The following is a 16,855-nucleotide window of genomic DNA, read 5'->3' on the forward strand; positions in this document are numbered from 1 at the left end:
CCCGAGGTGAACATCGGGAACAGGGAGACGTCGGATGAAAAGGCGAATTACAACACCCCTCCATCTTTTGCTGGCCGCCACCGCGCTCGTCGCGCCGGGGACGGCCTTTGCCCAATCGACGCCGCGCGAAGCCGAGCTTGAGGCCCGGCTGGCGAAGCTCGAGGCCGAAATGCAGAGCCTGCGCGCCGATCTTGCGAGCGCGCGCAGCGATCAGGCAGCGACCGCCGCCGTCGCGCAAGAAGCCGCCGCGAAGAGCGACGCCGCGACTACGAAGGTCGCTGCGCTGCAGCCGCAGGCAGCGCAAGCGGCGCCCGCCGACGGTTTCCGTTCGGGCGCAACGACGATCAAGATCGGCGGCTTCATCAAGCTTACCGCCACGAACAGCCGGTTCAGCGAAGGCGAAGTGGCGACCAACTCGCTCGGCCGTGATTTCTATCTGCCGCAATCGATCCCGGTCGGATCCGGTCCGGCTGCTCGCGTGCAGGATTTCAGCGCCAAACAATCGCGGCTGTGGCTCAACCTGTCGACCGATGTCGCGGGCCATGCCGTGAAGGGCTATGTCGAAACCGACTTTCAGACGTCGCCGGGTACGCAAGGGTCGCAGCGCACCACCAACGGCTATAATCTGGCGCTGCGCCGCGCCTATATCCAGGTCGACAAATTCACCTTCGGGCAGGACTGGTCGACCTTCCAATATGTCGGCGCGCTGCCCGAAAGCACCGATTTCGTCGGCGCGACCGAAGGCACGGTGTTCGTCCGCCAGCCGCTTGTCCGCTACTCGGCGCCGCTCGGCGGCGGGGTGACGCTCCATGCATCGATTGAAAATGCGGAGTCGGGAACCGCCACCCTCGGCGCCCCGGCGCTGGTCGAAAACGGCGACGACAGCATCCCCGACTTCGCGGCGCGGATCGCCTATGCAGGCAAGCTTGGCGAATTGTCGCTCGCGGGCCTCGCGCGCGAAGTGCGCGTCGCCAATGCCGGTGTCTCGGCAAAGAATTTCGGCTGGGGCGTCAGCGCCGCGGGCAAAATCTATCTTGCCGCCGACAAGGGCAGCGATATCCGCTTCATGGCGACCTATGGCAGCAATGCCGGCCGCTATGTCGGCCTCAACTTCGCGCCCGATTCGGTGTTCGACCCGGCGACCGGCACCCTTGCCGACGTTCGCGAGTTCGCCGCGCTCGCGGCTGTTCGCCTCGCCGTGGCGCCGCAGCTGCGGGTCAACCTGATGGGTAGCTACCAGAATGTCGACTATGCGGGTTCGATCCCGCTCGCGACCCTGTCGGGGTTCAACGACAAGGCGTGGAGCGCGGCCGCCAACCTTTTCTGGTCGCCGGTCAAGAGCATCGACCTTGGCATCGAATATCGCCACGGTGAGCGCGAAATCGTGAGCGGCGCCAAGGGCCAGCTCGACCGCTTTGAATTTGCCGCAAAATATAGTTTCTAAACCGAACAGGGACAGGGAGAGGTTTCATGGCAACGGCTTATGACCATTTGCCCAAGCATCACGAGGCGACGCAGAGCGAAAAGCTCGTCATCACCGCCTCGTCGCTGGGCACCGTTTTCGAATGGTATGATTTTTATCTCTACGGCCTTCTGGCCACGATCATATCGGCGCAATTCTTTTCGGGCGTCAACGAAACGACCGGCTTTATCTTCGCGCTGGCGGCCTTTGCCGCGGGCTTTGCGGTGCGTCCCTTCGGGGCGCTGGTGTTCGGGCGGATCGGCGATCTCGTCGGCCGCAAGAACACCTTTCTGGTGACGATGGGCTTGATGGGCCTTTCGACGTTCGTCGTCGGCCTTCTTCCCTCCTATGCCACGATCGGCGTTGCAGCGCCCATCATGCTCATCGTCATGCGGCTGGTGCAGGGCCTTGCGCTCGGCGGCGAATATGGCGGTGCGGCGACCTATGTCGCCGAACATGCGCCCAACAACCGGCGCGGGCTGTACACCAGCTTCATCCAGACGACCGCGACGCTCGGCCTGTTCGCGGCGCTGCTCGTCGTCATCGGCACGCGCACGCTGATCGGCGAAGAGGCGTTCAAGGACTGGGGCTGGCGCGTGCCCTTCCTCGTTTCGATCATCCTGCTCGCGGTGTCGATGTGGATCCGCATGCAGCTTTCCGAAAGCCCGGTCTTTCAGAAGATGAAAGATGAAGGCACGACCTCGAAGGCGCCGCTGACCGAAGCGTTCGGCCAATGGAAGAATGCCAAATGGGTTCTCGTCGCGCTGCTCGGCGCGGTCGCCGGCCAGGCGGTGGTCTGGTACACCGGCCAGTTCTACGCGATGTTCTTCCTTGAAAAGATGCTGCTCGTCGATGGTGCGACGACCAATATCCTGATCGCAATCGCGTTGGCGATCGGCACGCCCTTCTTCATCTTCTTCGGCTGGCTGTCGGACAAGATCGGGCGCAAGCCGATTATCCTGGTGGGTTGCGCGCTGGCCGTCGTGACCTATTTCCCCGCCTTCCACGCGCTGTCCGAAGCCGCGAACCCGGCGCTTGCCCGGGCCGAGGCTTCGGCGCCGGTGACGGTGGTGACGAACGACGCCGACTGTTCGTTGCAGTTCGACCCCGTCGGCAAGAACAAGTTCGACGCCAAGAGCTGCGACATCGCCAAGGCGTTCCTTGCCAAAAACGCGATCGGCTATGCAAACGTCGCCGCGCCGGCAGGCAGCGTCGCGGTCGTCCGCATCGGTGCCGAAAGCTTTACCGCTCCCGATCCCGCCAAGGTAACGGGCGACGAACGCAAGGCCGCGATTACCGCTTTCCAGGGGCAGATCAAGGAGGCGCTGACCAAGGCGGGTTATCCGGCGAAGGCCGATCCGGATGCGATCAACAAGCCGATGGTCATCGCCATCCTGACCTATCTCGTCCTGCTCGTGACGATGGTCTACGGCCCGATCGCCGCCATGCTGGTCGAATTGTTCCCGAGCCGCATTCGCTACACCTCGATGTCGCTGCCCTATCATATCGGCAACGGCTGGTTCGGCGGCTTTCTGCCGACGACAGCCTTCGCGATGGTCGCGGCAACGGGGGATATCTACTACGGCCTCTGGTATCCGATCGTCATCGCCGCGCTGACGGTGATCGTGGGGCTATTGTTCCTGCCCGAAACCTTCCGCCGCAATATCGACGCATAGGCGGGCCTTTCGGCACGGACCGGGGAGGATGGCGGGTCGCGCATCCTCCCCGGATTTTTTCGCCCCCGATTTTTCGGGGCTTTGCGCTGGATCAAGGCATAATCGGACGCCGGGGCGCAAGAGGCACAGGCTCTTGAACGAAAGGCTCTCTCCCATGGACACGACGCTTCTGCTTCCCACCCGTTCCGGCATCGACGTGCTGGTGCGTCCCGCCACCGAGGCCGATGAGGCGGCGCTCGTCGATTTCTTCGACCGCGTCAGCGACGAGGACCGGCGCTTCCGCTTCTTTTCGGCCGGCGCCCACGTCAACCACCGCCAGCTCGAACCGCTGATCCACGCCGACCATTATCGCAGCGAAAGCTTCCTCGGCTTCGACGCCGCAAGCGGCAAGTTGATCGGATCGGCGCTGCTCGCCTGCGATGCGGCGATGGACACTGCCGAAATCGCGGTGTCGGTGTGCAGCGACTATCGCGGCAAGGGGGTCGGCTGGGCGCTGCTCGATTTCGTCAGCCGCGAGGCCGAACGGCGCGGCGTCCGGCGCGCGATCGCGATCGAGGCGCGCGAAAATCACGCCGCCATCGAACTCGAGCGCGAAAAGGGCTTCGCGCCCGAAGCGTTCGACGGCGATCCGACGCTGGTGGTTCTCGCCAAGACATTTCGATAAAGGACGACAGATGAGCGACGCCTACCGGCAGGCCTGGACCGACAGCATCACCGACCGCGACGCCTTTTGGGACGCCGCCGCGCGGGCGATCGACTGGGTGACGCCGCCGCAGCGCATCCATGATGCCGATGCGGGCTGGTTTGCCGGGGGCACGCTCAACACCGCCACCAATTGCCTCGACCGCCATGTCGCGGCGGGGCGCGGCGATGCGCCGGCGCTCGTCTATGACAGTCCGGTCACCGGGCAGGTGCGCCGGTTCACCTATGCGCAATTGCTCGAAGAAAGCGGCCGCGTCGCGGCGATGCTCAAGCGGCTGGGCGTCGGCAAGGGCGGCCGCGTTGTAATCTACATGCCGATGATCCCCGAAACAGTGTTTGCGATGCTTGCCTGCGCCCGCATCGGCGCGATCCACTCGGTCGTTTTCGGCGGTTTTGCGGCGCTCGAACTTGCCAAGCGCATCGACGATGCCGCGCCGCGCCTGATCCTGACGGCCTCGTGCGGAATCGAGGGGGGCCGGCTGATCGCCTACAAGCCGATGGTCGATGAAGCCCTCGCGCTTGCCAGCCACCGGGTCGAGCATGTCGTGCTGGTCCAGCGCGATGCGCTTGCCGCCGACCTCCAGCCGCCGCGCGATATCGACTGGATGACGCTGCGCAGCGAATGTGCCGGAGATCCGATACCCGAACCCGAAGTCATGGCGGCGAACGATCCGCTCTATATCCTCTACACCTCGGGGACGACGGGCACGCCCAAGGGGGTGGTGCGCGAACATGGCGGACATGCCGTCGCGCTCGCCTGGTCGATGGCGAATATCTACGGCATCGGCGCGGGCGATTGTTTCTGGGCGGCATCCGACGTCGGCTGGGTCGTGGGCCACAGCTATATCGTTTATGCCCCGCTGCTGGTCGGCGCGACGACGATCCTGTTCGAAGGCAAGCCCGTCGGTACCCCCGACCCCGGCACCTTCTGGCGCACGATCGTCCGCCACGGGGTCAAGACCTTCTTCACCGCACCGACAGCGATCCGCGCAATCCGCAAGGAAGACCCCGACGCCGCCTTTCTGGCCGACATCGGGACGGGCGATCTTGAAGCGATTTTCCTCGCCGGCGAGCGCGCCGATCCCGACACCATCGCCTGGCTGGAAGAAAAGACCGGCCTGCCGGTGATCGACCATTGGTGGCAGACCGAGCTCGGCTGGCCCGCAATCGCCAGTTGCTTTGCGCTCGGCGACCTGCGGCGCAAGCGCGGGAGCGCGGGCTTTCCCGTACCCGGCTATGAATTCGTCGTGCTCGGCGAGGACGGCCAGCCGGTCCCCGACGGGCAGAGCGGCTCGATCACGATCAAGGCCCCCCTTGCCCCCGGCGCCTTTCGCACCTTGTGGAACAATCCGGTCGGCTTCGCGCGCAACTTCGAAAGCTTCCCCGGCTATTATGAGACGGGGGACGCGGGCCATTTCGATGCCGAAGGTTTCCTCCACATCATGGGCCGCACCGACGATATCATCAATGTCGCGGGCCACCGCCTGTCGACGGGTCAGATGGAACAGATCGTCGCGCAGCAGGACGGCATCGCCGAATGCGCGGTCATCGGCGCCGACGATGCGATCAAGGGGATGATCCCCGTCGCCTTCGTCGTCCCGCGCGCCGGCGCCGCCGATCCCGACACGCTGGTACGCATGGTCATCGCCGCGGTGCGCGCCGAACTCGGCGCGGTCGCAGCGCTCAAGACCGCCTATGTCGTGCCGCAGCTTCCCAAGACGCGGTCGGGAAAGATCCTGCGCAACCTGCTGCGCAGCATCGTCAACGGCCAGCATGTCGAATGCCCGCCGACGATCGAGGATCCGGGGGTACCCGCGATCGTCCGCGCAGCCGTCGCGGCGCGGTCAGCGCCCTGACATTGGTCGAAGCCAGTAGCGTTCCGCGCCGATGCGGCGGCCGGACAGAAATGGCCGCTATCGTCGTCACACATCGCCCCCGCAGGCGCACGAAATCGCCGGAAACAGTTTCTTCGCAAGGACGCTTGTCTTCGCCCCGGCACGCTGATAGAGGCGCCCATCGTTGCCGCTTTAGCTCAGTTGGTAGAGCACATCATTCGTAATGATGGGGTCAGGTGTTCGAGTCACCTAAGCGGCACCACTCTCCTCCCGAGGCAAACCCGACACATGCGGCCTAAAGGCCCTTTGCTTGTGTGCTTGATTGGGTCCTGTCTGGGACGCCTTTAGCAGCGTCGCGTCACAGTTTGCCGCCTACCCCTTGAATTTGGCAACAAAGTCCGGGACACGCTGGAAAACGGGGCTCGCTGTGCCCTCTTCAGCGAAATCTGCGATGGGGATGTTTTAATCCCCCAACCAATCCGCAGCGATCTCCCCCTTGTGTCCTTCCGGCGCCAGCGCGGCGCGAAGGGCTTCGAGCAGCGGGGGCAGCGCCTGCGTGAAGGCGTATGGCGGATTGATGATAAAAAGGCCCGCGCCGTTGTAGATGCCCGGCTGATCGGCATCGTACAGCCAATGTTCGACCCACAGGAATTTCGGGATGCCCAGCCGCCTGAGCTGCTGCTTCCATCGCACATGCGCCGTGCGGTCTTTCAGCGGATACCAGATCACCGTCACGCCATGCGCCCATTTGCGGTGCGCGGCAGCGAGAGTGGCGGCGATCCGGGCGCGTTCATCCGTTTGCTCATAGGGCGGATCGACCACCACCACACCGCGAGACGTTCGGGTCGGCAGCATCGCCAGCCACAACTCATAGGCGTCACGCTCATGAACGGCCGCGGATGTGCCACGCATCGCGCTGCGCAGGGCCATGGCGTCTTCGGCATGTTTTTCGTTGAGGATCAGAAAATCCTGGGGCCGCAATAGCTGCTCCAGAATGCGCGGCGAGCCCGGGTAGAGGTGCGGCTCGCCCCCGGCATTCACTGCCCGTACGGCGGCGCGGTAGTCGTCGAGCAAGGGGTTCGCGTCGGCAAAGGCCCGCAGCACGCCCTGCACAGCCTCTCCGGTGCGTTGCGCCTGATCGCCCCTGAGGTCGTACAGCCCGCAACCGGAATGGGTGTCGATCAGGGTCAGCGCGCCGGGCTTTTGCTGCAACGCCCGCACAAGGGCGATCAGCAGGCTATGCTTCACGACATCGGCGCTGTTGCCCGCATGGAAGGAATGGCGATAGTTCATCAGAATTCAGCGCCCTGGCGATCTGCCTTTCCATGAAGTGCCGGGCGGAACAGCCGGCCGCGAGACAAGTGATGCAATATTCCGGAGCCCATATAGCGTCGGGCGGAAAGCATGAAAGTGCTTCCGAGCAAGACCTTAAACCCGCGCTGGCGCAAATGGCCCCTGCCGCCGTGACTTTGACGACCCGACACGCGGGAAACAGCAATTGGGGCCAGCCTAGCCAGCATACTCGCGCATGGCGCTTTTCATCGCCGCACAGGGGGCAGGCTCGTACAGGAAAGCCGGATTTTGCAGCTACTTCCAGCCAAGCCAAGAGTCTGGAAGAAAATGGTGCCCAGAAGAGGACTCGAAAAGGGTTCAGGAGCCCCAGAAATCTCCCGTTTTCGAGAACTGGTATAGGCCGATACCTTCACCGATACCCTCGCACTTTTTTGCTGAGAAGGTTCGAGTCCCAAAGGTGCAAATCGCGGACTTCGCGCCGCCGATTCGCAGCGCCATGTTTTGAGCGGTCAGGTTACGCAGTCGGTCTGAAAGGATGATGTCCGACAGGCTCATCGGAGCAAGATTCTGAACTCCGCAACCAGCGGTTCAAGATCGCCATCATAGCTTGCAACCATCGCGGGCAGAAATGTGTCTCGTTTGACGCGCGAGAAATCCAACGGATATTCAGCCCGCTCGCCGAGCATCGCCGCGAATGAGAGCTGGGAGCGCCCATTGCCTTCACGGAACGGATGGATCGCGTTTAGCTCGCCAAGAAACCGCGCCATCTCGGCGACAAAGACCTCTGCATTCGCTGCTGCCATGGCGGACGGAAGCGTGGCGAAAAGCCGCTTCATCTCCCCATCGATATATTCCGGAAAGCAGAAGGGATTACCACCTTTTGCCGTCCGAACGGTGCGGTATTTGCCGGCCCAGCTGTAGACGTCCTGGAATAGATGGTGATGAACCCGACGGTAATGGTTGGGATCATAGCGCCCAAGCGGCAGCGGCTCGCGAGCCCGCAGCGTTGTCATTTCAAGTTCGAACGCCTCGAGTAGTGCCGGATCGCGCAGCCCGAGCTTATTCTTGAGAGTGGGACTGCCCTTGTAAGCGTAAGGGTCGTCGAAGGCGTCGTAGCCGACCGACATCACTTGCGCGTATTGGCGTCCTGGTAGGCTCGTATTACCTCGGAGCGCTGATCGTCTGCGGAGAGCTTACGCTTCTTCAAGTCGGAGAGACGCTTGCGGCTTGCCGCACTCAGTCCGATGCCCTCGACCGCCGTGATCGCGGCGAAGGTTCGCTGGCCAAGCACAACGCCGGAGTCGCTCGCCTTCAATCCCCTGTTGATCTTTTTCATATGTCTCCAACCGTTCCGGATATGCGCCGACCCACGCTCTAGCGGTCGAGCAGTTTACGCGCCTGCGAAATCCGGTCCTTGAGTCCAGCCTGAAAACTCGGATCACGCCGCAAAGTCTCGATGTGCGTCGAGATCGCAGCCCGGATGATGTCGGAGACTGGACGGTTTTCCACGCTCGCAACCGTTTCCAACGCGAGCGCCTGCTCCTCGGAAAGGCGAACCGTCATTGCCTTAGCCTGTTTCATGGCGCTGTTTTGCACCAAAACTTGCCGCTTGTCAATCCTATTGGTGGTGTGGTATCACGGTATCAAATTATGGAGGTGGCAATGAGTCCCGACAACGACGACAAGCAGCATGAACATCCCGGTCGGCCGGAAAAGTTCGAAATCAAGATCGACCGGACGAACTACAAGGTGTCTGAGCCGGTGCTGACCGGCGCGGATTTGCGGCGCTTGCCCGAGCCCGACATCGGTCCAGAGCGCGACCTTTTCGAAGTGGTTCCGGGAGGCTCCGACCTAAAGATCGAAGCCGACACGAAGGTCGAGATGCGCAATGGTCTGCGCTTCTTCACCGCGCCAGCGCAGATCAACCCGGGCGCTCACTGAGGGGGAAGACAATGTTGCCGCCAGACGACCATGACTACTTGCAAGCAAGGGCGCCGAGCCACATGGTGTCGCTCGACGGCGGCATGATCAACGTCGTTATCCCTTCCTTTCCGCTGCCGGCCGGGTTCACACTTGGCGCGTCCGATCTGCTGCTGCGGCTGTCAGCGGGCTATCCGGACGTGCCGCCCGACATGTGGTGGTTCGAGCCCGCAGTCAGGCGCGTAGATGGGCAAACCATCGCGGCGACTGAATCTCAAGAGGCTCATCTCGGTCGCACTTGGCAGCGCTGGTCTCGCCATCTTCAGCCCGGCCAGTGGCGGTCGGGCATCGACTCGATCGAGAGCTATCTTGCGCTGGTGCGCAAGGAACTCGATGCCGCCGCGATGGCGCGTGCTGCATGACTACGACGCTTGTAATCCCTGGCCCTATCGCGGATGAAATCACGGCCGCGACGCACAATCCGCTTGAAAGTGCGGGTGTTCTTCTCGCTCGCCGGGTCGAGACCGGTAAGGATGTCCGTCTCCTGAGCCGGGCGCTGCATTGGGTGCCTTCGTCGGCGTATACGGAGCGGAGCCAATATCACATGCTGATCGGCTCCGAAGGTTATGTCGGAGCGCTTGGAGCAGCCGAAACCGACAGAGCCATTCCTATTTGGTTTCACACCCACCCTGGTGACGGAGCTGTGCCGATCCCGAGCAAATATGACCGGCAGGTCGATCGTGACATTTCCGACCTTTTTCAACTGCGCAGCGGTTCGGCCTTCTACGCGACGCTGATCGCATCGCCGCAGAGCGACGGCTTTATCTTCACCGGCGAGATTACGCCGGAAGGCGGTCAGGCGGTACCGATCGATCGCGTGTGGTCAGTCGGCGAACGCTGGCGGCTTCTACAGAACTTTACCCGCGACACGACGGCGCCCGCCACCATCTTCGACCGGAATGTGCGCGCGTTCGGGCCGGACATCCAGCATGTGCTTGGCGATCTGCGCGTCGCCATAGTCGGCGCCGGCGGCACCGGTTCAGCTGTTGCCGAGCAACTTGTCCGGCTCGGCGTGCGGCACCTCCTGCTAGTCGACAGCGACATTCTCTCCGCGAGCAACGTCACCCGCGTCTTCGGCTCGACACCGCGGGAGGTCGGCCAACCGAAAGTTGACGTGTTGCGGGCGCATCTGATGCGGATTGCTCCCGATCTCATCTGCTCGACAATCCAGGGCATGGTGACGGTGCAATCGGTCGCCCAAGCGTTGCGGTCGTCCGATATCGTCTTCGGATGCACGGACGATAATGCAGGACGATTGGTCTTGTCGCGATTGGCGACATTCCTGCTGACGCCGGTGATCGATGTAGGTGTGCTCCTAAGCAGCGACAGCGCCGGCGTCTTGATCGGCATTGATGGCCGGGTCACGACGCTCACGCCAGGCGCGGCATGTCTCGTCTGCCGCAATCGGGTCGACATGGCACGGGCCGCTGCGGAAATGCGGACGCCGGAGGAGCGGCAGCGGCTGGCCGACGAGGGCTATGCACCGGCGCTCGGCCAGGTAGAGCCTGCGGTCGTGGCGTTCACGACCGCTGTCGCGGCAGCGGCGGTCAATGAACTCCTCGACCGACTGATCGGCTATGGACCTCCGGAGCGCCCGAACGAGACCCTACTCAGGCTCCATGAACGCGAGATCTCGACCAACAGCGCAGCACCACGCCCCCGACATTATTGCGATATGGCGCAGGGCAAATGGGGAGCAGGCGACGAAGAGCCGTTTCTCGGCCAGTTATGGGGTGCGGAATGAAGATATCCTGGTGGCAATGGCTCCCATTCTGGCGTTGGCGTGTAATCGGTGCGACAGAGTCTGCCGATGAAGTTCCTGACCGTCTGCCGCGCAATGCGGTGACGCTTGTTGGTGATGCTGATCGGATAAAATGGATCGTCTTTGATTGTCCGTGCCGCACCGGGCATCGGATCATGCTCAATGCCGACCAAGCGCGGCACCCGAACTGGACGTTGAATCAGCTACCGCGACTAACCATCTCGCCAAGTATCGACTCGCGGGGCACCCAACGTCGATGCCATTACTTCATTCGTAACGGCCGGATTCTCTGGGCCAAGGACAGCGACCGATGAACGACGTTGAAGATGCGGGTGACGACCCGCAACCGATCACGCCGCAGCCGCCGAGGGCGATCGAGAAGACGCCCATGTTCACAGCGATGAATGCGGCACGCTATCAACGCCAAACTCTAATTCGCGACATCGAGGCCGACCAGCCCAAATTGCTCTGCTACGTCGCTGGCAACAAGGCGCCTGTGGACCGTATCGACACGCTGGGTTTCGTCGACATGCTCCACAACATCACACCCGGCGATCCCATCGATCTACTGCTCCACACGCCCGGCGGCGATGTCGATGCCGCCGAAAAGCTCATCACGCTGGTCAGAAGCGCTGCCGGCGAAGACGGGCAGCTGCGGGTGATCGTTCCGGACTATGCCAAGAGCGCGGGCACGCTCATGGCGCTGGGTGCCAACGCCATTGTAATGAGCGACTCCTCCGAGCTCGGACCGATCGATCCACAGGTTTCGTCCAAGGACGGTAATGGTTCCGACATGGTTTATTCCGTCCTGACCTATTTGAAAGCCTATGACGCGGCGCGGCGCGCGCTCGGGGAAGCGCCTGACGACCTTGCCAATCGCATCACCTTCGAGAAGTTTGACCCGACGATCGTGCGGAAGTTCCGGTCGGTCAGCGATCGAGCGCGGTCCTTCGCGGAAAACCTGCTCAAGCGCCGCGGAAAAAATTTCTCGAAGATTGCCAGCGAACTGATGGATATCGATAAATATCAGTCGCACGGCCAGATGATCGGTTGGGAAGCGGCAACCGAAATCGGGCTGACCGTCCAATATATGTCATCGACTGATTATATATGGCGAAAATACTGGGCGCTATACTGTCATTTGCGTCTCGCGATCGAAAGTGAACAGCGGATTTTCGAATCCAATTATGTATCACTTCTGCTATGACAGGCGCCAATCCCAACGCGCCTTCGCCTCAGATGACTGATGTGGCCTTTTAGGCACTTGTGCCCATCGGATTATGCGACTGAAATACGCCAATGGTATATTTTGGCGTGATAATTCGACGATCCGGGCGAAAATCACCCGACTAGTCGTCGCAGACAACGATACGGAATGAACGTCGATCGACCGATCTTGACGGCTTCGATCTCACCAGACTTCATTAGCTCGTAAAGCGTCGTGCGCGGGATACCGGTGAGTTTGACGGCAGCCGAAACGCGGACGCTGATCGGTTCCGTAGGCAGGGTCCGCAATTCCTCCAGAGCGGCTGCCTTTTCGCGATCGCGCTCTTCGGGTGTCTTGCGGCGCGTCATGCTTTGCCTCGGCCGCGAACGAATGCCCGATCACTTTCGAGAAAGGCAGCGAGCATCGCCGGGATCAGTTCGGTCACCGGTTCTTCCCGCCCATAGGCCTGCGCATAGATTGCGGCATATTCCACCAGCGACTGATGAAGGTCAGGCAAGACCGATATGCTGAGCTTTACCGGGTTTCGATCAGGAAGCTGCGGCAGCTTTAATTCCGCCATGTCAGCTCTCCTTTCCTGCGAGCGCCAGCACAAGATCCTTGTGGACGACCAGCCGAACCGGCGCGCCGGGCCTGATCGTGATTGTCGGCTGAATTCCGAGATTGCGCTGGGTGATCTGGTCGCCAGCACGCGCAACATTGTCCTGCGTCGACATCCGTATCGCCTGTACGAGATCGCTCTGCCCGGACAACGCCAGCTCCGAACTCACGCCGAGCAGAGTCGAGAGCGCCACGCCCTTCAGAAGCTGCCAGGTGTGGAAGTCGACCTTGTCGGCGAGGCCGGCATAGCCCGAGGGATCTGTCGCCGGCACGTTGTCGATGCGTAGCGAGCTTCCGTCCGGCATGATGATACGCTGCCAGACAATCAGCGCCCGCTTCTGGCCGAAGGCGACGACGCTGTCATAGGAGCCCACTAGCCGAGCGCCCTGCGGAACGAGCAGCAATCGGCCAGTGGCGCTGTCATAGGTGTTCTCGATCACCTGTGCCGTGACCAGTCCCGGCAGGTCGGACCGCAGGCCCGTGATCAGACTGGCCGAGATCACGCTGCCCGCCGACAGCGTATAGGGCGACGGCAGCGGCGTGAGCGCATGTGGGTTCACGTCGCCTTTCGGATCCAGCGCCACCACGAACGCGGTCTTGCGCCCCTGGGCATTGGGATCGCTTGTCGGGTCGAGTGCAACCTTACCAGGCTCGCTCGCGGGCGTTGCGGCTGGCGCGGCGATGGACGCTTCGCCAGTCGGCTGGGTCTGACGGTTCTGCACCAGCACCCCGGACTCGCGGGCCGCTTTCAGCTCGGCGAGCCGGCGTTCCCGCTCGGCCGCTTCCGCCTGCTGAAACTGCTGGTCATTCGGATTGACCGCCGTCGCAAGCTGCTGCTGCCGTTCGAGGATCGGCTTGCCAAGGTCGCCCGGGAGCGGCGGGCCGAGACGGGGCACGTCGCCGTATGTGGCCGGCGCACCGCTCAAGCCATCGCTCGTCGGCCGCACATTCGGCTGGGAGAGTTCCTGCTGGGCATCCCCGCGTTGGAACAACCGCGGCTTCAATGCCATCCAGGTCACGGCAATGAGGCTGACCGAGCCGATTGCCGCGATCGCGATGATCACGCCGCGCTTGAAGCGGATCGCGCGGGGCGGCCGCGCCCGGATCGCCAGCGTCTCCGGGTCGAGCTTGACGCTCGGCTGCGCAATGGCCTCGGTCACGACGCCCTCCGCCGCGAATTGGTCTCGCCGGAGCGGGTGATCCGCACGACGTCCTGACGCTTCAATCCAAGTCGCAGCTCGGCGGCCTCGAACAGCCGATCGACGACATAATAGCGCCCTTGCACTCGGTAGTTGACCAGCTGCGCGGTCCCCGTGCCATCGACGAGGAAGAGCGGTGGCGCCTCGCCGGTGCCCAGACCGGCCGGGAACTCGATAAAGGTCTGACGACCATCATCGAAGGCGCGGAGTGGCCGCCACACCGGCTGATCGCCGGAGATGACATAGTCGAAATGGAGCTGGTCGACAGACACGCCGGTTGCGACTGGCTGAGCGGCGCGGGTTCGATCCTCCGCCGCCTTCAGCGCGATGAGCTGGTCCTGCGGATAGGTCCATGACAGGGCAACCATCGCCGAGCGTTCGGCGCTCGAAAGCGCCAGATGGTAGGTCCGCCGGTCGGTAGTGATGATTATGTTCGTGGCGAGCCCGGCGGCAAATGGCTTCACCAGGACGTGCGTCCGTTTGCCTTCGCCGCTGCCGCTGGTCGTGTCGCCGATCACCCAACGAACGGTATCGCCGGCGGCGACCGCGCCCAGCGCTTCTCCCGGCTGCAGCGCAATGTCGGTCACTTGCCCGGGTGCCGTGAGAACGCGGAATACCGCGCCATCGCTGAACGGGTAGACCTGGACCGCGTTGACATATCCGGCCGCGACGGGCTCCAGCGTCGCCGCGCGGTTGGCGGCGCGAACGCGCAGTTCCGCCGGCGAAGGTGGCATCCGCCGGTGCGGTTTCGTCCGCGGCCTCGCCGCCGGGATAGGCTGGGCGACGACCGGTGCGGCCACCTCCGTTGAGGACACGGGCGGCTGAGACGGCAGGAGGGGCGCGGTCTGCGCCGCCGCGATGCTGGCGCTGGCGAGCAGGCCGGTGACGACAAGGGCTTTCATTGGCGGGTCTCCGTTTGCGGTTGCTGGGGCTGAGCGAGGTTCGGATCGAGCGGCGATCCGAACGGAAGGTTTGGAGCCGGGGCGATGGCCGGCCGCGCGGAGGGCGATGGCGCTGCGGGCGCCGTCACCCCCGGTTCCAGTTCCCGGCTCCAGTCGACGGCATCGACATAGAGCCCGAGCGGGTTGCGGCGCAGCGCATCGGCGCTCGCCGGAGCCTTGAGGACGACGGTCAGGATACCGGTCCAGTGCGCGGTCCCGGCCTGCGCTCCGCGCTCGTAGCTGGTCTCGATCCATTTCACCTGGAAGGACCGATCGGACGCGCGGACGACGCTCGTGACCTGCACGGAAACGGTTCGCTCGCCGACCCGACCGAACGGATCGGCCGCGCGGGCGTAGTCGCCAAGAAAGACCGCGCCACGCTTTGTGGTGAAGTCGTAGGCTGACAACCAGTCTTGCCGCATCAGCACCGGATCGAGCGAGACCGACCGCACGCTGGTGATGAAGCGACCGAGGAACCAGGCGATCTGCGGATCGGTCGGATGAAAGCCCGCCTCGGCTGCGGCCACGGCGCGGGGCTCGCCCAGCTTGTCGACCTCGACGACGTAGGGCACGACGCGGCTCTGCAGGGATTGCCAGAGCAGCCCACCCGACAGTGCGGTAGTGAGCCCGAGGCATCCGAACGCTATCAGCCGCCAGTTGCGGGCCTGGACGCGCGCGGATCCGATCCGATCGTCCCAGAGTTGCCCGGCGCGCTGGAAGGGCGTCTCGGGAATGGGCGATCGCCCATAGCGTTGCACGGCACGTTTGAAGAGCATCAGTCGTCCCTTTCCTTGATATCGGGGGTGGCGCCGGCGCCGCCCCGGTCGCCTTGGCCAACAGCGTGGATTGCGGCCTGGCGGTGGTATCGGGCCGACGCCTGGTTCTTCATGGCCCGCGCCCAGCCGGGCATGCTCGATACGTCGTCGCCGGCGCTCGCGGCGGCGGGAGTGGTGCTGCCGACCATCGCGTTGAATGCGCCCTGTCGGCCGCTTTCTGCGGCTTCGCCGAGGCCGAGCGCGGCGGACATCCTGGAACGCGCCGCATTCGACGCGGCAGTTGCCATGCCGCGCATTCCAGCACCGACGCTCGACGATCCGCTTGCTTCCTGTCCGAGCTTGTACGCCGTGCCGGCGGCCGACCCCATGCTGGTGCCGGCTCGAACCGCACTGAGACCTGCCGCCGCGAGACCGCGCGCAGCGCCGACGGCGCCGGCGCCGCCCAGGACGATGATGCCGCCGGCACCCAGCGCCGTACCGAAGGCCGAACCGGCACCGAGCTGCGGCGCGCCGGAGACAAGACCCGAGGCAATGCCGGGGCCGAAAATGCCGAGACCGAACAGCGCCAGGCTGGCGAGCACGAGGCTGAGCGCCTGACCGATGTCGGGCTCCTGCCCCTGCAAGGCCGTGGTGAACTGCGAGAAATAGTTGGAGCCGATGCCGACGATGACCGCCAGGACCATGACCTTGATGCCGGAACTCACGACGTGCCCCAGCACGCGCTCGGCGAGGAAGCTTGTCCGATTCCAGAGGGCAAACGGCACGAGGATGAAGCCGGCCAGCGAGCTCAATTTGAACTCGATGATCGTCACGAACATCTGCACTGCAAGGATGAAGAAGGCGAGGATGACGAGCACCCACGCGATGAGCAGGACCATGATGGTCAGGAAATTATCGAAGAAGCTGGTGAAGCCCATCATCTGCGAGGCTTGTTCGAGCAGCGGCCAGGCGGCGGAGAAACCGGTCCCGGCGAGGCGCCCGGGCTTGAGCAGATCGGCCGCGGCCATGCCGCCGCCGCCGGCGGTGAGGCCGGCCTGTGCGAACGAGCGGAAGATGATGTCGGCCAGCGTCGAGAAGCTGTTCAGGATGAACGCGAACGCGCCGATGTACAGGATCTTGCGGATCAATCGGCCGAGGACGTTGTCCTCACCGCCGAGCGCCCAGAACAGGCCCGCCAGTGTGATGTCGAGCGCGATCAGCGTCCGGCTGAGGAAGCTGACGTCGCCGCCCAGCAGACCGAACCCGCTGTCGATATAGGTGATGAAGGCCTGCATGAACTGGTCGATGACGTTGAGGTCGTTCACGGTGGCTGGTGTCCTGACAAGGTGAAGAAGATGCCGCGGGGCGCGCCTGGGGGAGCTTCGACGCGCCCCGCGGCGACATCGGCGGAGGGGCGAGGCCCGC

20 protein-coding genes and 1 tRNA gene are annotated in these 16,855 nt (G+C 63.6%); 10 read left to right on the top strand and 11 right to left on the bottom strand.

The features are described from left to right. Nucleotides 1-34 precede the first annotated feature (34 nt). From EBMC1_RS01710 to EBMC1_RS01730, 5 genes are all read left to right on the top strand, one after another. Nucleotides 35-1,444, top strand: a complete 1,410-nt coding sequence (locus tag EBMC1_RS01710; protein ID WP_051066293.1) for a DcaP family trimeric outer membrane transporter — start codon at nt 35-37, stop codon at nt 1,442-1,444. Between the two features lie 26 nt (nt 1,445-1,470). After that, nucleotides 1,471-3,138: an MFS transporter gene (locus tag EBMC1_RS01715; RefSeq protein ID WP_003039624.1), complete on the top strand. Its 1,668-nt coding sequence runs from the start codon at nt 1,471-1,473 to the stop codon at nt 3,136-3,138. Between the two features lie 154 nt (nt 3,139-3,292). Beyond that, a complete protein-coding gene (locus tag EBMC1_RS01720; RefSeq protein ID WP_003039626.1) occupies nt 3,293-3,802 on the top strand; it encodes a GNAT family N-acetyltransferase in 510 nt (169 codons plus the stop codon). A 10-nt stretch (nt 3,803-3,812) separates the two neighbouring features. Then, a complete protein-coding gene (locus tag EBMC1_RS01725; protein ID WP_003039629.1) occupies nt 3,813-5,696 on the top strand; it encodes an AMP-binding protein in 1,884 nt (627 codons plus the stop codon). Nucleotides 5,697-5,861: 165 nt separating this feature from the next. After that, a tRNA-Thr gene (locus EBMC1_RS01730) sits at nt 5,862-5,937 on the top strand. Nucleotides 5,938-6,137: 200 nt separating this feature from the next. On the opposite strand, the gene EBMC1_RS01735 is transcribed toward EBMC1_RS01730, so the two are convergent. The 5 genes from EBMC1_RS01735 to EBMC1_RS01755 all read right to left on the bottom strand — a co-directional run bounded on the left by EBMC1_RS01735 (nt 6,138) and on the right by EBMC1_RS01755 (nt 8,549). Beyond that, nucleotides 6,138-6,968, bottom strand: coding sequence for a 23S rRNA (adenine(2030)-N(6))-methyltransferase RlmJ (locus EBMC1_RS01735; protein ID WP_003039632.1), 831 nt, complete (start codon nt 6,966-6,968; stop codon nt 6,138-6,140). Between the two features lie 357 nt (nt 6,969-7,325). After that, the gene (locus tag EBMC1_RS01740) at nt 7,326-7,523 is read right to left on the bottom strand and encodes a hypothetical protein (RefSeq protein WP_003039635.1); all 198 of its coding nucleotides are present in this window, start codon (nt 7,521-7,523) and stop codon (nt 7,326-7,328) included. Then, nucleotides 7,520-8,095, bottom strand: a complete 576-nt coding sequence (locus tag EBMC1_RS01745) for a Fic/DOC family protein (protein WP_003039637.1) — start codon at nt 8,093-8,095, stop codon at nt 7,520-7,522. Before EBMC1_RS01745 ends, EBMC1_RS01740 begins: the two co-directional genes overlap by 4 nt. Next, a complete protein-coding gene (locus tag EBMC1_RS01750; protein WP_003039640.1) occupies nt 8,095-8,304 on the bottom strand; it encodes a hypothetical protein in 210 nt (69 codons plus the stop codon). Before EBMC1_RS01750 ends, EBMC1_RS01745 begins: the two co-directional genes overlap by 1 nt. Nucleotides 8,305-8,342: 38 nt before the next feature. Next, complete coding sequence (locus EBMC1_RS01755) at nt 8,343-8,549, bottom strand: hypothetical protein (protein WP_003039642.1); 207 nt, start codon at nt 8,547-8,549, stop codon at nt 8,343-8,345. An 81-nt stretch (nt 8,550-8,630) separates the two neighbouring features. On the opposite strand from EBMC1_RS01755, the gene EBMC1_RS01760 reads away from it, so the two are divergent. The 5 genes from EBMC1_RS01760 to EBMC1_RS01775 are packed head-to-tail and all read left to right on the top strand — an operon-like array spanning nt 8,631 to nt 11,917. After that, nucleotides 8,631-8,909: a multiubiquitin domain-containing protein gene (locus EBMC1_RS01760; protein WP_003039645.1), complete on the top strand. Its 279-nt coding sequence runs from the start codon at nt 8,631-8,633 to the stop codon at nt 8,907-8,909. An 11-nt stretch (nt 8,910-8,920) separates the two neighbouring features. Then, nucleotides 8,921-9,310: an E2/UBC family protein gene (locus EBMC1_RS01765; RefSeq protein ID WP_081611119.1), complete on the top strand. Its 390-nt coding sequence runs from the start codon at nt 8,921-8,923 to the stop codon at nt 9,308-9,310. Further along, nucleotides 9,307-10,692, top strand: coding sequence for a ThiF family adenylyltransferase (locus EBMC1_RS01770; RefSeq protein WP_081611120.1), 1,386 nt, complete (start codon nt 9,307-9,309; stop codon nt 10,690-10,692). Before EBMC1_RS01765 ends, EBMC1_RS01770 begins: the two co-directional genes overlap by 4 nt. Beyond that, the gene (locus EBMC1_RS18270) at nt 10,689-11,024 is read left to right on the top strand and encodes a DUF6527 family protein (RefSeq protein WP_156000885.1); all 336 of its coding nucleotides are present in this window, start codon (nt 10,689-10,691) and stop codon (nt 11,022-11,024) included. Before EBMC1_RS01770 ends, EBMC1_RS18270 begins: the two co-directional genes overlap by 4 nt. Beyond that, nucleotides 11,021-11,917 carry an SDH family Clp fold serine proteinase gene (locus EBMC1_RS01775; RefSeq protein WP_003039654.1) on the top strand — a complete coding sequence of 299 codons (897 nt, stop codon included), beginning with the start codon at nt 11,021-11,023 and terminating at the stop codon, nt 11,915-11,917. Before EBMC1_RS18270 ends, EBMC1_RS01775 begins: the two co-directional genes overlap by 4 nt. 134 nt (nt 11,918-12,051) lie before the next feature. Here the strand turns inward: EBMC1_RS01775 and EBMC1_RS01780 are convergent, their stop codons facing one another. Genes EBMC1_RS01780 through trbL form a run of 6 tightly spaced genes read right to left on the bottom strand, consistent with a single transcriptional unit; the run spans nt 12,052 to nt 16,755 of the window. Beyond that, a complete protein-coding gene (locus tag EBMC1_RS01780) occupies nt 12,052-12,285 on the bottom strand; it encodes a helix-turn-helix domain-containing protein (protein ID WP_081611121.1) in 234 nt (77 codons plus the stop codon). Further along, entirely contained in the window at nt 12,282-12,497 is a 216-nt protein-coding gene (locus tag EBMC1_RS01785; RefSeq protein WP_003039657.1) for a DUF2274 domain-containing protein, read from the bottom strand. The genes EBMC1_RS01780 and EBMC1_RS01785 overlap by 4 nt, the downstream gene beginning before the upstream one ends. A 1-nt stretch (nt 12,498) precedes the next feature. Next, complete coding sequence (locus EBMC1_RS01790) at nt 12,499-13,695, bottom strand: TrbI/VirB10 family protein (RefSeq protein ID WP_003039660.1); 1,197 nt, start codon at nt 13,693-13,695, stop codon at nt 12,499-12,501. After that, complete coding sequence (gene trbG, locus EBMC1_RS01795; RefSeq protein WP_003039663.1) at nt 13,692-14,636, bottom strand: P-type conjugative transfer protein TrbG; 945 nt, start codon at nt 14,634-14,636, stop codon at nt 13,692-13,694. The genes EBMC1_RS01790 and trbG overlap by 4 nt, the downstream gene beginning before the upstream one ends. Further along, complete coding sequence (trbF, locus tag EBMC1_RS01800; RefSeq protein ID WP_003039666.1) at nt 14,633-15,451, bottom strand: conjugal transfer protein TrbF; 819 nt, start codon at nt 15,449-15,451, stop codon at nt 14,633-14,635. The genes trbG and trbF overlap by 4 nt, the downstream gene beginning before the upstream one ends. Beyond that, a complete protein-coding gene (gene trbL / locus EBMC1_RS01805; protein ID WP_003039669.1) occupies nt 15,451-16,755 on the bottom strand; it encodes a P-type conjugative transfer protein TrbL in 1,305 nt (434 codons plus the stop codon). Before trbL ends, trbF begins: the two co-directional genes overlap by 1 nt. Between the last annotated feature and the right edge of the window lie 100 nt (nt 16,756-16,855).

Source organism: Sphingopyxis sp. MC1 (assembly GCF_000371385.1).
Lineage (GTDB): Bacteria > Pseudomonadota > Alphaproteobacteria > Sphingomonadales > Sphingomonadaceae > Sphingopyxis > Sphingopyxis terrae.

Excerpts from the sequence above, each read along its gene's own strand:
- EBMC1_RS01735 (WP_003039632.1), bottom strand. The coding sequence starts at position 6,968 with ATGAACTATCGCCATTCCTTCCATGCGGGCAACAGCGCCGATGTCGTG.
- EBMC1_RS01740 (WP_003039635.1), bottom strand. The coding sequence starts at position 7,523 with ATGAGCCTGTCGGACATCATCCTTTCAGACCGACTGCGTAACCTGACC.
- EBMC1_RS01755 (WP_003039642.1), bottom strand. The coding sequence starts at position 8,549 with ATGAAACAGGCTAAGGCAATGACGGTTCGCCTTTCCGAGGAGCAGGCG.
- trbG (WP_003039663.1), bottom strand. The coding sequence starts at position 14,636 with ATGAAAGCCCTTGTCGTCACCGGCCTGCTCGCCAGCGCCAGCATCGCG.
- EBMC1_RS01710 (WP_051066293.1), top strand. The coding sequence starts at position 35 with ATGAAAAGGCGAATTACAACACCCCTCCATCTTTTGCTGGCCGCCACC.
- EBMC1_RS01745 (WP_003039637.1), bottom strand. The coding sequence starts at position 8,095 with ATGTCGGTCGGCTACGACGCCTTCGACGACCCTTACGCTTACAAGGGC.
- EBMC1_RS01720 (WP_003039626.1), top strand. The coding sequence starts at position 3,293 with ATGGACACGACGCTTCTGCTTCCCACCCGTTCCGGCATCGACGTGCTG.
- EBMC1_RS01785 (WP_003039657.1), bottom strand. The coding sequence starts at position 12,497 with ATGGCGGAATTAAAGCTGCCGCAGCTTCCTGATCGAAACCCGGTAAAG.
- EBMC1_RS01765 (WP_081611119.1), top strand. The coding sequence starts at position 8,921 with ATGTTGCCGCCAGACGACCATGACTACTTGCAAGCAAGGGCGCCGAGC.
- EBMC1_RS01770 (WP_081611120.1), top strand. The coding sequence starts at position 9,307 with ATGACTACGACGCTTGTAATCCCTGGCCCTATCGCGGATGAAATCACG.
- EBMC1_RS01780 (WP_081611121.1), bottom strand. The coding sequence starts at position 12,285 with ATGACGCGCCGCAAGACACCCGAAGAGCGCGATCGCGAAAAGGCAGCC.
- EBMC1_RS18270 (WP_156000885.1), top strand. The coding sequence starts at position 10,689 with ATGAAGATATCCTGGTGGCAATGGCTCCCATTCTGGCGTTGGCGTGTA.
- EBMC1_RS01750 (WP_003039640.1), bottom strand. The coding sequence starts at position 8,304 with ATGAAAAAGATCAACAGGGGATTGAAGGCGAGCGACTCCGGCGTTGTG.
- EBMC1_RS01760 (WP_003039645.1), top strand. The coding sequence starts at position 8,631 with ATGAGTCCCGACAACGACGACAAGCAGCATGAACATCCCGGTCGGCCG.
- trbF (WP_003039666.1), bottom strand. The coding sequence starts at position 15,451 with ATGCTCTTCAAACGTGCCGTGCAACGCTATGGGCGATCGCCCATTCCC.
- EBMC1_RS01725 (WP_003039629.1), top strand. The coding sequence starts at position 3,813 with ATGAGCGACGCCTACCGGCAGGCCTGGACCGACAGCATCACCGACCGC.
- EBMC1_RS01775 (WP_003039654.1), top strand. The coding sequence starts at position 11,021 with ATGAACGACGTTGAAGATGCGGGTGACGACCCGCAACCGATCACGCCG.
- EBMC1_RS01715 (WP_003039624.1), top strand. The coding sequence starts at position 1,471 with ATGGCAACGGCTTATGACCATTTGCCCAAGCATCACGAGGCGACGCAG.